Raw genomic sequence first — 13,660 nt, 5'->3', positions numbered from 1 at the left:
GAGATCGAGCCACCCGAGATCCGACCTCCGGCGACGCCCAGAACGAGGGTAACGGGTTTCCTCCTCCGGCACGCGCCCCAATCCCGAGCACCCTCTCACTTTTGTGCCTCCGGACCGCGTCGTCTTCGCGGTTGCGTTAACTCGGTGTGACGATGCGCGTGCCGCCTCGCGGCGCCGTGACCCGTGTGGCTACTCTCCTGGCCCATGATGCCGACGTGTCCTCGATGCAAGACGGACGAGTACCTGAGCTATCAGGACTTCAGCCCAGCTCGCCAGGAGCGCTACGAGGTGACGCGCTCTTCAGGGCGCCCGTCTGTGACGAAGGTCCGCCTCATCAGCCCGAGCGTGAGCTACACCTGCGACCGGTGCGGACACGTCAACGGCCATGCGGTTCCGGACGACTGGCGCCCGGCAGCCTGGGCGCTCCGCGCGACGGAGTGACGGCGGAGCCCGCGAACTAGGAGGGCCCCAGGGGTGGCTGACGATCGCTCCGCATCCGGGGCCCTCGGATCGGGGGCTCAGCGCAACGGTAAGCAGGCGCTCCGCCGCCCTGCACGGGATTGACGCCCCGGGCCCGATGCTGTCTCAGCGCCTCCCGCCGAGCCCCGACCCCGTCGATAGTCTCGGGCCGTGACGATGAGAGGGAGCGATCTGCGCTCGTGCACCCGCTGCGCGGCCGCGGTCGAGCTGGGCAGACTGCAGACCCACTACCGCTGGCACTGGACCGTCGAGGAGGGCCTGGAGGAGCCGAGCGGCCCGTTCGGCTACTGGGACCCGCAGGGAGTCTGGACCAGCACGGCGCGCGCGTTCTGAGCCATCGTGCGGAGGGCGTGGGATTCGAACCCACGGGACATCGCTGCCCACTGGTTTTCAAGACCAGCTCCATCGGCCGCTCGGACAGCCCTCCTCGCCCAGCCGCACGGGCCGGACCCGGCCGAGTCTACCGAGGGCGTCTCGGCCGGCGGCCAGGGGATCGGCAACGCCCGCGACAAGGGGCAACCGTGCCGGGTTGCCGATCGTCGTTGGCGTTGCCGTTTCCAGCGGCGCCCGGGAAGCGGCAGCGCGTGGTCGAGGGATCCGCTCAGACGATGGTCGACAGCACGTGGCGCAGGCCGTCCTCGGCCACGGGGCCGGTGAGCTCCGACGCCGCCTCCTGCACCTCGGGCGGGGCCTGGCCCATCGCGACGCCGCGGCCCGCCTCCGCGGCCCAGTGCAGCATGTCGATGTCGTTGCGTCCGTCGCCGACCGCCATCACGCTGTGGCGAGGGACGCCGAGCGTCTGGCGGACCCGCTCGAGCGCCGTGGCCTTGTTCACGCCGTCCGGTGCGATGTCGAGCCACGCCGTCCAGCCGACGGTGTAGCTCACGCGGTGCAGCCCCATGCGCTCGACCACCTGGAGGAAGTCCTCGACGTCGTGGTCGGGCGAGATGACCACGACCCGCGTCGCCCGGGTGTGCAGCAGGTCCTCGAACTCCACGTGCTGGCTCGCGTTGCCGAGCGCTCGCTCGGGGAAGTCGCCGTGGTAGCGGTAGAAGCCGGTCTCGTCCTCGACGGCGTACCGGCCGCCGGAGAGGTGCGACCGGATCGTCGTCAGCACGTTGGTCGGGTTGAAGGTCTCCACGTACTCCCGCCGGTAGCCGGAGGGCGCCGCCGGGTCGCGACGGAGCGTGATCGCCCCGTTGCAGCACACGACGTACTCGGGCGCGATGTCGAGCTGCTCGAGGACCGGCAGCGTGCTCGCGACCGATCGGCCCGTGGCGAGCATCACCTCATGGCCCGCCTCGACCACACGCCGCACCTCGCGCGAGACCGCGTCGCTCACCACGCCGCTCTCGTGCAGGAGGGTGCCGTCGATGTCGAGCGCGACGAGCAGCTTCCCCGACGGCCACGCGGCCCGGCGAGCGCTCATCGGCCGGTCACGGGCCGCAGGACGTCCAGCCCGCCGAGGTAGGGACGCAGCGCCTCCGGGACGACGACGGAGCCGTCCTCCTGCTGGTGCGTCTCGAGCAGCGCCACGATCCACCGCGTCGTCGCGAGCGTGCCGTTGAGGGTCGCGACCGGGCGGGTGCCGCCCTCGCCGCGGCTCCGGATGCCGAGCCGGCGCGCCTGGAACGTCGTGCAGTTCGAGGTGGACGTCAGCTCGCGGTACGCGTTCTGCGTGGGCACCCAGGCCTCGACGTCGAACTTCCGGGCCGCGCTCGTGCCGAGGTCCCCCGCGGCCACGTCGATCACCCGGTAGCTGAGGCCGAGCGCCTGGAGCATTCCCTCCTGCCAGCCGACGAGCCGCTCGTGCTCCGCCTCGGCGTCCTCCGGGGTCGTGTAGACGAACATCTCGAGCTTGTTGAACTGGTGCACGCGGATGATGCCGCGGGTGTCCTTGCCGTAGGACCCGGCCTCGCGGCGGTAGCAGGTCGACCAGCCCGCGTAGCGGAGGGGGCCGGCCGAGAGGTCGACGATCTCGTTCGAGTGCAGTCCGGCCAGAGGGACCTCGCTGGTGCCGACGAGGTACAGCTCGTCCGCGGGGAGGTAGTAGACCTCCTCGGCGTGCTCGCCGAGGAACCCGGTGCCCTCCATGATCTCCGGCTTGACGAGGGTCGGCGGGATCACGGGGGTGAAGCCGGCTTCGAGCGCCCGGTCGAGACCCAGCGACATGAGCGCGAGCTCCAGCCGGGCGCCGACGCCCTTCAGGAAGTAGAAGCGGGCGCCGGACACCTTCGCGCCGCGCGCCATGTCGATCGCGTCGAGGCCCTCCCCGATCACGAGGTGGTCCTTCGCCTCGAAGCCGAACTCGGGCTTCTCCCCCACCTCGCGGAGCACCACGAAGTCGTCCTCGCCGCCGGCGGGAACGCCGTCCAGGACGACGTTCGCGATGGACCGGGTGAGGTCGGTGAAGTGCCGCTCCGCGTCGCCCGCCGCCTGCTGCGCTGCCTTGACTCCCGCCGCGAGATCCTGCGCCTGGGCGACCAGCGCGGCCTTCTCCTCCTTGGGCGCCGACGCCACCCGCTTCCCGAGGGCGTTCTGCTCGGCCCTGAGGCGCTCGAACTCGCTGATCGCGGAGCGGCGCGCGGCCTCCGCCTCGATCGCCTGGTCGACGATGCCGACGGACGCGCCCCGGGCCTCCTGCGAGCGGCGGATCGTGTCGGGATCTTCGCGCAGAAGCTGGGGGTCGATCACGCGGACCAGCCTAATCGCGGCATCGGAGGGCCCTTCGCACCGTCAACCCCGGCGGATTCACGGGCCGGTTCGCTACATTGGCCCGATGGATGGCAGCGCGACCGACACGGCAGGCAGCGCGACGGGAACCGCCGACGCAGGGACCCGGACGAAGGCGGCCGCCGTCGTCTACAACCCGATCAAGGTCGACCTCCCGACGCTCCGCGCGTCCGTCGACGCCGCCGCAGCGGCGGCCGGGTGGGGCGAGTCGCGCTGGTACGAGACCAGCGAAGAGGACCCGGGGAAGGGCCAGACCGAGCAGGCCGTCCGGGACGGCGCCGACGTGGTGCTCGCAGCGGGCGGTGACGGGACCGTGCGCGCGGTGGCCGAGGGCCTCCGCGACTCGGGCGTGCCCATCGCCCTGCTGCCCTCCGGCACGGGCAACCTGCTGGCCCGCAACCTGAACCTCACGCTCGGCAACCTGGACGACGCCGTCGCGACCGGCTTCGAGGGCACCGACCGCGAGATCGACCTCGGCGTCGTCGAGGTGCGGCGACCGGACGGATCCCGCGACCGCCTGGTCTTCCTCGTCATGGCCGGCATCGGTCTCGACGCCCAGATGATCGAGAACACCGACACCGAGCTGAAGAAGAAGGTGGGCTGGCTCGCCTACGTCGACGCCATCCGGAAGTCCCTCAAGGGCGACAACAACACCCGGCTCCGCTTCCAGCTCGACGGTGCACCGCCGCGCAACCTCCGCGTGCACACCCTGATGATCGGCAACTGCGGATCCCTGCCCGCCAACATCCTGCTGCTCCCGGAGGCGGCGGTCGACGACGGCCTCTTCGACATCGTCGCCCTCCGCCCGCAGGGACTCTTCGGCTGGATCCAGATCTGGGTGAAGATCGTCTGGGAGAACGGCGTCCTGCGCCGCAGCACGGTGGGCCGGAAGCTGCTCAACAACCTGAGCCGGGAAGTGCGTGCCCTCAGCTACCTGAAGGGCAAGGAGATCATCCTGCGCCCGGAGCGGCCCGTCGTCTTCGAGCTCGACGGCGACACGTTCGGCGAGGCGGCGGCGCTGAAGGCCTTCGTCGACCCGCTCGCCCTCACCGTCAAGATCCCGCAGGCCGAGGCCGACCGGCTCCCCGCCTCCGAGCGCACCGAGATGGGCGCGACCGCTGCCGAGCAGGCCGTCCTGCCGCCGGAGGTCACCGCGATCGATCCGGCGGACGCCGTGGTGCCCGAGGAGCAGATCGGCACTCCCGTCGGAGTGCCGCCGGAGGAGGATCCGGACGCCGCCTGACCCGGCGGTCGGGCCTCGGCGGCTGACCGGCACGTGCGGGCAACGCCGGCGTACTGCCGCCGGACGTGGCCTGTCGCCTACTCCTCGCCGTCGGCGGGCTCGCCCGACAGGATCCCCCGGAGCCAGTCGCGCGCCTCGATGAACGTCTCGTCGTCGTAGCGCGACACGTACTCCGTCCTCACCTTGTCGGCCCGCGGGTAGGAGCCGAGGAAGATGACGTTGGGGCTGAACCGGCGCAGGCCGAGGAGGGCGTCGGCGACGCGCTCGTCGTGGATGTGGCCGTCGAGGTCGACGACGAAGCGGTACCGGCCGAGCGCGTCACCGATCGGACGCGACTGGAGCAGGCTGAGGTTGATGCCGCGCGTGGAGAACTGCTCGAGCAGCTCGAGCAGTGCGCCGGAGCGGTCCTCCGGCAGCTCCGCGATCAGGCTCGTCTTGTCGGCGCCGGTGCGCTCCGGGATGCGGCGGGTGCTGCTGACGAGCACGAACCGGGTGACCGCGTTGGCGTTGTCGCCGATGTCGTCGCCGAGCACGTCGACCCGGTAGTGGTTCACGATCGTCGGCGGGGCGATCGCGGCGTCGGCGAGCGCCGGACCCTCGCCGAGCAGCTCCGCGGCGGCCTGCACGTTCGACGTCGCCGGCAGGTGCGAGTGCGCGGGAAGCCGCTGCTCGAGCCAGCGCCGGCACTGCGCGTAGGCGACCGGGTGCGCGGCCACGGTGCGGACGTCGCCGAGCGTCGTGCCGGGCAGCGCGACGAGCGAGAACTTCACCGGAACCAGGTACTCGCCGATGATCCGGAGGTCCGGGATGCTCGCGAGCGCGTCCTGCGCCGCGGTCACGCCCCCCTCGACCGAGTTCTCGATGGCGATCATCGCGGCGACGCTGCGGCCGCTCACGACGTCCTCGAGCGCCTCGCCGACGTTGTTGACCGGCCGCCAGTGCTTCCCCTTGGCCTCGGGCACCTGGGCGAGCGCGGCCTCGGTGAAGGTTCCCGCCGGGCCGAGGAAGCTGTAGCTCGAGGCGGCGGCGTCAAGGGGCCGGGGCATGGGTAGAGGTTACCGGGAGCCTCCGGCCAGGATTGGGGCATGACCGACCGTGCGGGCACCCCGGCCCAGGAAACCGACCTCATCGATGTGACGTCGCTCGTCGAGGCGTACTACGAGAAGCACCCCGACGTGTCCGTGCCGGAGCAGCGCGTGGTGTTCGGCACGTCCGGACACCGCGGCAGCTCCTTCGACACCGCATTCAACGAGGACCACATCGCGGCGACGACGCAGGCGATCGTCGAGTACCGAGCAGCGCAGGGCATCACCGGCCCGCTCTTCATCGGCCGCGACACCCATGGGCTCAGCCGCCCGGCCGAGACGACCGCGCTCCAGGTGCTCGTCGGCAACCAGATCGAGGTGAAGTCGGCGGCCGACGACGGCTACACGCCGACCCCGGCGATCTCGCACGCGATCCTGCGCTACAACCGCGCGGGCAACTCGGACCAGGCCGACGGCATCGTGGTCACGCCGAGCCACAACCCGCCCCGCGACGGCGGCTTCAAGTACAACCCGCCGCACGGCGGCCCCGCGGACAGCGACGCGACGAGCTGGATCGCCCGTCGCGCCAACGAGATCATCGAGAACGGGCTGCGCGACGTGAAGCGGGCGGAGCCGAGCGGCGTCGGCGCGTACGACTACCTCGGCACCTACGTCGACGACCTCGCGAACATCATCGACATGGACGCGATCAAGTCGTCCGGCATCCGCATCGGGGCCGACCCGCTCGGCGGAGCGAGCCTCGCCTACTGGGAGCGGATCGCCGAGCGCTACGGGATCGACCTCGAGGTCGTAAACCCGAACATCGACCCCACCTGGCGCTTCATGACCCTGGACTGGGACGAGAAGATCCGGATGGACCCGTCCTCCGCCTCGGCCATGGCGTCGGTCGTGGCGCGCAGCGGCGACTACGACATCCTCACGGGTAACGACGCGGACGCCGACCGGCACGGCATCGTGACCCCGGACGCCGGCCTGATGAACCCGAACCACTACCTGGCCGTCGCCATCCAGTACCTCTACGGCAACCGTCCGGGCTGGCGCAGCGATGCCGCGATCGGCAAGACGCTCGTGTCCTCGTCGATGATCGACCGGGTCGCGGAATCCCTCGGGCGCAGGCTCTGGGAGGTCCCCGTCGGGTTCAAGTGGTTCGTGCCGGGACTCGTCGACGGCTCCGTCGCGTTCGGCGGCGAGGAGTCCGCGGGCGCGAGCTTCCTCCGCTTCGACGGCACCGTGTGGACGACGGACAAGGACGGCATCATCCTCGCGCTGCTCGCGAGCGAGATCCTTGCGAAGACCGGCAAGACGCCCAGCCGGCTGTACGCGGAGCTGACGGAGCAGTTCGGCGCTCCCGCCTACGAGCGCGTCGACGCCGCCGCCACGAAGGACCAGAAGGCGCGGCTGGGGAAGCTCGACGGCGACGCCATCACGGCGATGGAGCTCGCGGGCGAGCCGATCGTGGCCAAGCTGAGCGCGGCGCCCGGCAACGGCGCGGCGATCGGCGGGGTGAAGGTGGTCAGCGAGAACGCGTGGTTCGCCGCGCGGCCGAGCGGCACGGAGGACGTCTACAAGATCTACGCGGAGTCGTTCAAGGGAGTGGACCACCTGCGGGAGGTCCAGGCGGAGGCGAAGCGGATCGTCGACACGGCGCTCGGGTGATGTCGAAATCCTCCTCTCCGAATCGACGAGATGGTGAGGGCCGGAACCGGCTCGGACAGGAGAGGAAGACATGCGGCTCACGATCCACACCTTCATGACGCTCGACGGAGTGATGCAGGCTCCGGGCGGACCGACCGAGGACACGACGGGCGGCTTCGAGCGGGGCGGCTGGCTTCCGCCGTTCGTCGACGAGGTGTTCGGCGAGGTCGTCGACGGCTGGTTCCAGCGGTGCGACGCCGTGCTGCTCGGCCGCACGACGTTCGAGCTGATGCGGAGCTACTGGCCGCAGGTGCCGGTCGAGGACGACGCGGTCGCCGCCGCGCTCAATGCGGGTCCCAAGTTCGTCGTCTCCCGCACGCTGACCGATCCGGACTGGGGAGACACGACCGTGCTCTCCGGCGATCCGGTGGAGGAGGTCCGCGCACTGAAGGAGCGGCCGGGCGGCGAGCTGCAGGTGCACGGGAGCGCCCAGCTGGCGCGCACCCTCCACGAGGCCGGCCTGATCGACGAGTACCGGCTGCTCACGTTCCCGGTCACCGTGGGCGCGGGGAAGCGCCTCTTCGGCGAGGACGCACCGCCGCGCTCCTACCGTCTCGTCGACTCCCGCATCTCGTCCACCGGCGTCGTCTACACCGCGCTCGCACCCGAGGAGTTCCGGACCGGCGACGTCGGCGAGGAGTAGCCGGTCGCGGGCCGGCTAGCCGACGATATGCCAGTAGTACGCCGTGCCGCCCGGGTGGTCGACCGTGATCGCCTGGTCGACGTCCCGGTAGTCGGAGTCGAGGGTGTGGCCCGCGAAGTAGATCTTCGTTCCGGCGTCGGTGTGCTCGACGCGGGTCACGACGCCCGTGTGGTCGCGGTCGCCGCTGTTGTCCCAGTCGAACTGCGCGATGTCGCCGGGCACCACCTGGTTCCGCTGGGTGTCGTCGAGGGGGACGGCGAGCTCGGGACGATCGCGGAGCCAGTCGCGGAAGGCGGTGGAGCTGCGCCACGGCGCGCCGGACGAGTAGACCGAGGACGGGTCGTAGAACCACTCGCCGTCCTGGGTCCAGCCACGGGCGACGAGGCTCTGGCTCGTGAAGTTGACGCAGTCGTTGCCCTCGAGCGTCTGGTACTCGGCCGTGTTGTAGCTCTGCCAGTGCGCGAGCACGTAGGACAGCTGCCGGTCCACCGGTGTGGAGACCTGGTAGTCGAACGTCGCCTCGTGGACCGGGCTCCCGCCGGGGCCGAGGAGCGCCAGCTGCTGAGCGCCGGGAGCGAAGTCGACGGCCGCCGGGGTGGTGAACGTTGCGGTGGTGCCGTCCGCGCCCGGCTCGAGCGGAACCTCCGCCTCACCGATGCGCACGGAGGCCAGCGCGTCGAGTCCTGCCCCCGACACCGTGACGGCCGTACCGCCGGAGACCGGGCCCGCGAGCGGGGAGACCCCGGCCACGCTGACCTCGGGGGACGCGGAGGACGCCGCCGGGGCCGCGGGCGCGCTGCCGGAATCAATCGCCGTGCCGCCCGCTGAGCACGCGGCGAGCGCGGGGATCAGGAGGGCGGCGGCGAGAACGGAGCGGAGGACGCGGGCCACGGGCATGCAGGGTACCCGCCCCGCCTGGAGGGAAGCCCGGCAGCGCGCCGCATCAGGGGTAGCCGGGAGCCGGGGGAAGCCCGAAGAACTCCTCGAGGGTGGCCGTGCCCGTGGTGTGCAGCTCGGCCGCGAGCGGCGTGCCCACGTACCGGAAGTGCCACGGCTCGTAGTCGTAGCCCGTGACGGCCACCTGGTCCGCCGGGTAGCGGAGGAGGAACCCGAACCGCCAGGCGTTGGCGGCCAGCCACAGCCCCTCGGGGGTGGTGCCGAAGCACGGGTCAAGGGAGCACCGTCCGGAGACGGCTCCGATGTCGATCGCGAGGCCCGTCTGATGCTCGCTGTGCCCCGGCCGGGCGGTGCGCCGGTCCGTGAAGGCCTGGCCGTTCGAGGCGACGGAGGAGTCGTACACCCTCTGCTGGGCCTCATAGGAGCGGTAGGCGCTGTTGGAGGCGAGAGCGAGGCCGGCCTCGTCGCTCGCAGCCTGGAACAGCCGCACCACCGCGTCGGCCGCCTCCCGGCGCAGCCGGGGGACGAACGTGTGCGCGACCGGGACCTCGACGAGATCCGGCGGCGCGAAGTCCAAGGGGCTCACCGGGCGGGCCTTGTTCACGACCACCCAGAGGCTCGACGGGTCGTCGACGGAGAGCGCCGCGCGGTCGAACGCGGGAGGCGGCGGGACCATGGTCGGGGTCGCGACGGGGATGTGGGAGGAAGCGCTCGGCGTGGGCGTCGCTGCCGGAGCGGTGCTCCGGGTCGGTGTGGCAGGAGCAGGCCCGGCCGCGCACCCGGCGAGCGGAGCGAGGAGCGCCCCGAGGATCGCGAGCACGGCGAGGCGGCGGGGCACCGGGAAAGGATACGGGCGGGGGCACCAAAGGGAGGGGTGTGCCCACGGCGCGAGCCCGGTAAACTCGCCGTGGTAGCGCTCCCACGGCACCGACGCCGAGATCCCTCGCCGGTGCGGCACCCCCGGAAGGACTCCTGTGAGCATCGCGACGTCTCCCGCTCCCGCCTCGTCCGAATCCGCCTACGGCGGATTGGAGCTCCTCATCGACGGCCAGTGGCACGGGACGGAGGGCCGGCAGTCGCGGCCCGTGATCAACCCGTCGACCGGTCGCGAGATCGGGCGCCTGCCGGTGGCGACGACGGAGGACCTCGACGCGGCTGTCGCGGCCGCCACCCGGGCCTTCCCGGTCTGGCGCGGCACCGCTCCCGAGCACCGGGCGAACATCCTGCACCGCGCCGCGGCGCTGCTGCGCGAGCGTGTGGAGGAGATCGCACGGCCGATGACGCTCGAGGAGGGCAAGCCGATCCGCGAGTCCCGGGGCGAGGTGCTGTTCACCGCCGGGATCATGGACTTCCTGGCCGGCGAGGCGATGCAGACCTCCGGCAAGGTCGTTCCCGGCGCGGTGCCCGGCGGGGCGACGCTCGTCCTCTCCGAGCCCGTCGGCCCCGTGGCGGCGTTCAGCCCGTGGAACTACCCGCTCACCGTGCCCACCCGGAAGATCGCGGCGGCGCTGGCGGCCGGCTGCACGATGGTCATCAAGCCCGCAGAGGAGGCTCCGACGAGCGGACTCGCGGTGGCGCGCGCCCTCGTCGACGCGGGGCTTCCGGCTGGGGTCCTCAACGTGGTCTTCGGCGACCCCGCCCACATCTCGGAGCGGCTCATCACGTCCCCGCAGATCCGCATGGTGTCCTTCACCGGGTCGACGGGCGTCGGGAAGCACATCGCCTCCCTCGCCGCGGCCGGGGCGAAGCCCTGCATGCTCGAACTCGGCGGTCACGCTCCGGTCCTGGTCTTCGACGACGTGGACGTCGACGCGGTGGTCGCGCAGCTCGTGGGCAGCAAGTTCCACAACAACGGCCAGTCCTGCGGATCGCCGTGCCGGTTCTATGTGCAGGACGCGATCTACGACCGGTTCGTGGAGCGCTTCGCCGAGCTCACCTCCCGCATCCGCGTCGGCGATCCCATGGAGGAGTCGACCCAGCTCGGTCCCCTGATCTCGGACCGGCGCATCCGGGCCATGGAGCACCTGATCCAGGACGCCGTCGAGCACGGGGCGCGGATCGTCGCGGGCGGCGAGGCCGTCCCGGGCGACGGGTACTGGTGGCAGCCGACCGCCCTCGCCGACGTCCCCGAGGACGCGGTGATCATGAACGAGGAGCCGTTCGGGCCCGTCGCGGCCATCTCCCGCTTCAGCACCGAGGAGGAGGTCGTCGAGCGCGCGAACCGGCTGCCGTACGGGCTGGGGTCCTACCTGTTCACCTCCTCGCTGCCGCGAGCGCTCCGGCTCCCCGCACTGATCGAGGCCGGGATGGTGTCGGTGAACGCGTGCAACCTCGGCGGCGTCGACACCTTCTTCGGCGGGGTCAAGGAGAGCGGCTACGGCTCCGAGGGCGGACCGGAGGCCGTCGCGGCGTTCCTCCGGCCCAAGCTCGTGACGTATGCCGCATGACGCTCCGCGCCGCGTACGTCCTCGGTGAGGAGGGCTACGACCGGATCTACGGCCCGGAGCAGCGCGCGGCGATCGCCGAGCTCTGCGGCGAGGAGCCGCCCTTCGTGCCGAGCGATCGCGCGAGCGCGGGCGACGCCCGACTGGCGGACGTCGAGGTCCTCCTGTCCGGATGGGGAGCGCCCGTCATGGACGAGGAGTTCTGCGCTCGGGCGCCCCGCCTCCGCGCCGTGCTGTACGCGGCCGGCGCGGTGCGGGGGTTCGTGACCCCGGCGCTCGAGCGACGGGGGATCGCCGTGGCGAGCGCGGCGGCCGCGAATGCCATTCCCGTGGCGGAATACACGCTCGCGACCATCCTCTTCTCGCTCAAGCGGGGCTGGCGGTTCCTCCGCCTCCCCGCATCCGCGACCGCGGATCTCGACGCGGTCCCGGGAACGTACCGCTCGACGGTGGGGCTCCTCGCGCTGGGCATGATCGGCCGCCTCGTCGCCGAGCGGCTCCGCTCGACCGACGTGCGGGTCCTCGCGTACGACCCGTACGCGACCGCGGAGGAGGCCGCCGAGCTCGGGGTGCGCCTCGTCGATCTGCCCGAGCTCTTCACCGCCGACGTCGTGAGCATCCACGCCCCCCTGGTCGAGGAGACCCGCCACCTCGTGGGCAGGACCCTGCTCGCCTCGATGAGGCAGCGGGCGACGCTCATCAACACGGCCCGCGGCGGCATCGTGGATCACACGGCCCTCGCGGAGGTGCTCGCCGCGCGACCGGACCTGCAGGCGGTGCTCGACGTCACCGAGCCCGAGCCGCTGCCCGCCGACTCGCCGCTGCGGAGCCTGCCCAACGTGGTCCTCACGCCGCACATCGCTGGGTCGCTCGGGCCGGAGTGCCACCGGATGGCCGACCTGATGATCGACGAGCTGCGGCGCTTGACGTCCGGCTCCGGCCTGCGTCACGCGGTGGATCTCACGCGGCTCGATCGAGCCGCGACCCCCTGATCCTCGTCCGCTGAGCGCGTCGCGGAGCTCGACGCCCCCCACTGACTTGACACCCCGCCGGTCGGCACGTAGTTTGACCGGGCAAAGCTTGGGAGCGCTCCCATGGGAGCGCTCTCGGGCCGTCACCCGCGCACACAAGGGAGTGATTCGTGATTCCTTCACGACGTACCAGAGCTGCTACGGCCGTCGCCGGCGCAGTTGCATTCGCCCTCCTCGCGACCGGATGCTCGTCCGGCGGTGGAGGAGGCACGGGCGGTGAGAGCGGCGGGGACATCACCCTGACCGTGACCACGTTCGGCACCATGGGCTTCGAGGAGCTGTACGAGCAGTACGAGTCCGAGAACCCGAACATCACCATCGAGGCGAACAACATCGACACCGGCGGCAACGCGCGGACCGACACGTTCACCAAGCTCGCCGCCGGCTCCGGCCTCTCTGACGTCGTCGCGATCGAGGAGGGGTGGCTCGGGTCGATCATGGAGGTCTCCGACCAGTTCAGCGACCTGCGCGACTTCGACATGGAGGAGCGCCAGGGCGACTGGCTCGACTGGAAGGTCGAGCAGGTCACCGACCCCGACGGCCGCATCATCGGCTACGGCACCGACATCGGCCCCGCGGGCCTCTGCTACAACGCTCCGGCCTTCCAGGCCGCCGGCCTGCCCACCGACCGCGCGGCCGTCGCCGAGCTGCTCGGCGGCGACGACGCGAGCTGGGAGCGCTTCTTCGAGATCGGCCGCCAGTACAAGCAGGCCACCGGCAAGGCCTGGTACGACCACAACGGCTTCGTGTGGAACTCGATGGTGAACCAGCTCGAGGAGGGCTACTACACCGCGGACGGCGAGCTGAACGTCGAGGACAACGCGGAGCTCCAGGAGCGCTTCGGCTGGATCGCCGACGCCTCGGCCGACGGCCTCTCCGCCGCGCAGACCGCATGGGACTGGAACGGCGGCCAGGCGTTCACCGACCAGACCTTCGCGACCTTCGTCTGCCCGGGCTGGATGCTCGGTGTGGTCCAGGGGCAGCTCGAGGCCGGCGGCGGCGGACCCGAGACCGGCTGGGACTTCGCCGACGTGTTCCCCGGCGGCTCGGTCAACTGGGGCGGGTCGTGGCTGACGGTTCCGACCACCTCCGAGCACCCGGAGGAGGCGGCCGCGCTCGCGTCGTGGCTCACCCAGCCGGAGCAGCAGCTCGCGGCCTTCGAGGCCGCCGGCGCGTTCCCGAGCACGACCGAGGCGCAGGAGGAGCTCGCCGCGAACCCCACGCCGAACCCGGTCTTCAACGACGCGCCGATCGGCGAGATCCTCGTCGACCGCTCGCAGGGCGTCGTCGCGCAGTTCAAGGGACCGGACGACTCGCTCATCCAGGAGAACGTCTTCGGCCCGCCGCTGCAGAAGCTCGAGCGGGGCGAGGCGACCGAGGAGCAGGCCTGGCAGGAGGCGCTGACGCTGCTGAACGACCTCGTCGGCTAGTCGTCCTTCTCCCAGCAG

13 protein-coding genes and 1 tRNA gene are annotated in these 13,660 nt (G+C 71.6%); 8 read left to right on the top strand and 6 right to left on the bottom strand.

Annotated features, from left to right (window positions below; all coding sequences use genetic code 11):
• The first annotated feature begins 315 nt into the window (after positions 1-315).
• Together J3P30_RS15385 and J3P30_RS06260 are read left to right on the top strand one after the other, a co-directional pair.
• Entirely contained in the window at positions 316-441 is a 126-nt protein-coding gene (locus tag J3P30_RS15385) for a hypothetical protein (protein ID WP_282593726.1), read from the top strand.
• A gap of 189 nt (positions 442-630) precedes the next feature.
• Complete coding sequence (locus tag J3P30_RS06260; RefSeq protein WP_210480083.1) at positions 631-813, top strand: hypothetical protein; 183 nt, start codon at positions 631-633, stop codon at positions 811-813.
• A gap of 9 nt (positions 814-822) precedes the next feature.
• Here J3P30_RS06260 and J3P30_RS06255 read toward each other — a convergent pair.
• The 3 genes from J3P30_RS06255 to serS form a co-directional block, all read right to left on the bottom strand.
• Positions 823-907, bottom strand: a tRNA-Ser gene (locus J3P30_RS06255).
• Positions 908-1,081: 174 nt separating this feature from the next.
• The gene (locus J3P30_RS06250; protein WP_210480082.1) at positions 1,082-1,909 is read right to left on the bottom strand and encodes an HAD family hydrolase; all 828 of its coding nucleotides are present in this window, start codon (positions 1,907-1,909) and stop codon (positions 1,082-1,084) included.
• Positions 1,906-3,174, bottom strand: a complete 1,269-nt coding sequence (serS, locus tag J3P30_RS06245; protein ID WP_210480081.1) for a serine--tRNA ligase — start codon at positions 3,172-3,174, stop codon at positions 1,906-1,908. Before serS ends, J3P30_RS06250 begins: the two co-directional genes overlap by 4 nt.
• Positions 3,175-3,259: 85 nt before the next feature.
• Here serS and J3P30_RS06240 point away from each other — a divergent pair, with 85 nt between their 5' ends.
• Positions 3,260-4,456, top strand: coding sequence for a diacylglycerol kinase family protein (locus J3P30_RS06240; protein ID WP_210480080.1), 1,197 nt, complete (start codon positions 3,260-3,262; stop codon positions 4,454-4,456).
• A 77-nt stretch (positions 4,457-4,533) separates the two neighbouring features.
• On the opposite strand, the gene pheA is transcribed toward J3P30_RS06240, so the two are convergent.
• Entirely contained in the window at positions 4,534-5,502 is a 969-nt protein-coding gene (gene pheA / locus J3P30_RS06235; protein WP_210480079.1) for a prephenate dehydratase, read from the bottom strand.
• 39 nt (positions 5,503-5,541) lie between these two features.
• On the opposite strand from pheA, the gene pgm reads away from it, so the two are divergent.
• Complete coding sequence (gene pgm, locus J3P30_RS06230; RefSeq protein ID WP_210480078.1) at positions 5,542-7,158, top strand: phosphoglucomutase (alpha-D-glucose-1,6-bisphosphate-dependent); 1,617 nt, start codon at positions 5,542-5,544, stop codon at positions 7,156-7,158.
• Between the two features lie 70 nt (positions 7,159-7,228).
• The gene (locus tag J3P30_RS06225) at positions 7,229-7,840 is read left to right on the top strand and encodes a dihydrofolate reductase family protein (protein WP_210480077.1); all 612 of its coding nucleotides are present in this window, start codon (positions 7,229-7,231) and stop codon (positions 7,838-7,840) included.
• A 15-nt stretch (positions 7,841-7,855) separates the two neighbouring features.
• Here the strand turns inward: J3P30_RS06225 and J3P30_RS06220 are convergent, their stop codons facing one another.
• Both J3P30_RS06220 and J3P30_RS06215 read right to left on the bottom strand, forming a co-directional pair.
• A complete protein-coding gene (locus J3P30_RS06220; RefSeq protein WP_210480076.1) occupies positions 7,856-8,731 on the bottom strand; it encodes an amidase domain-containing protein in 876 nt (291 codons plus the stop codon).
• 52 nt (positions 8,732-8,783) lie between these two features.
• Positions 8,784-9,575 (bottom strand): M15 family metallopeptidase, encoded by a 792-nt coding sequence (locus J3P30_RS06215; protein WP_307807418.1) that lies wholly within the window; start codon positions 9,573-9,575, stop codon positions 8,784-8,786.
• Between the two features lie 136 nt (positions 9,576-9,711).
• Between J3P30_RS06215 and J3P30_RS06210 the strand changes: the two genes are divergently transcribed.
• The 3 genes from J3P30_RS06210 to J3P30_RS06200 all read left to right on the top strand — a co-directional run bounded on the left by J3P30_RS06210 (position 9,712) and on the right by J3P30_RS06200 (position 13,642).
• On the top strand, positions 9,712-11,184 hold the full coding sequence (locus J3P30_RS06210) for an NAD-dependent succinate-semialdehyde dehydrogenase (protein WP_210480074.1): 1,473 nt from the start codon (positions 9,712-9,714) through the stop codon (positions 11,182-11,184).
• The gene (locus J3P30_RS06205) at positions 11,181-12,173 is read left to right on the top strand and encodes a hydroxyacid dehydrogenase (RefSeq protein WP_210480073.1); all 993 of its coding nucleotides are present in this window, start codon (positions 11,181-11,183) and stop codon (positions 12,171-12,173) included. Before J3P30_RS06210 ends, J3P30_RS06205 begins: the two co-directional genes overlap by 4 nt.
• A gap of 152 nt (positions 12,174-12,325) precedes the next feature.
• Positions 12,326-13,642 carry an ABC transporter substrate-binding protein gene (locus J3P30_RS06200; RefSeq protein ID WP_374058565.1) on the top strand — a complete coding sequence of 439 codons (1,317 nt, stop codon included), beginning with the start codon at positions 12,326-12,328 and terminating at the stop codon, positions 13,640-13,642.
• The last annotated feature ends 18 nt before the right edge of the window (positions 13,643-13,660 follow it).

This window comes from Naasia sp. SYSU D00948, assembly GCF_017916515.1.
In the GTDB taxonomy this organism is placed as follows: domain Bacteria; phylum Actinomycetota; class Actinomycetes; order Actinomycetales; family Microbacteriaceae; genus Naasia.
Note: the sequence above shows the minus strand (reverse complement) of the source record. Positions and strands in the feature narration are given on the sequence as shown.

Excerpts from the sequence above, each read along its gene's own strand:
- J3P30_RS06250 (WP_210480082.1), bottom strand. The coding sequence starts at position 1,909 with ATGAGCGCTCGCCGGGCCGCGTGGCCGTCGGGGAAGCTGCTCGTCGCG.
- J3P30_RS06240 (WP_210480080.1), top strand. The coding sequence starts at position 3,260 with ATGGATGGCAGCGCGACCGACACGGCAGGCAGCGCGACGGGAACCGCC.
- pheA (WP_210480079.1), bottom strand. The coding sequence starts at position 5,502 with ATGCCCCGGCCCCTTGACGCCGCCGCCTCGAGCTACAGCTTCCTCGGC.
- pgm (WP_210480078.1), top strand. The coding sequence starts at position 5,542 with ATGACCGACCGTGCGGGCACCCCGGCCCAGGAAACCGACCTCATCGAT.
- J3P30_RS06225 (WP_210480077.1), top strand. The coding sequence starts at position 7,229 with ATGCGGCTCACGATCCACACCTTCATGACGCTCGACGGAGTGATGCAG.
- J3P30_RS06205 (WP_210480073.1), top strand. The coding sequence starts at position 11,181 with ATGACGCTCCGCGCCGCGTACGTCCTCGGTGAGGAGGGCTACGACCGG.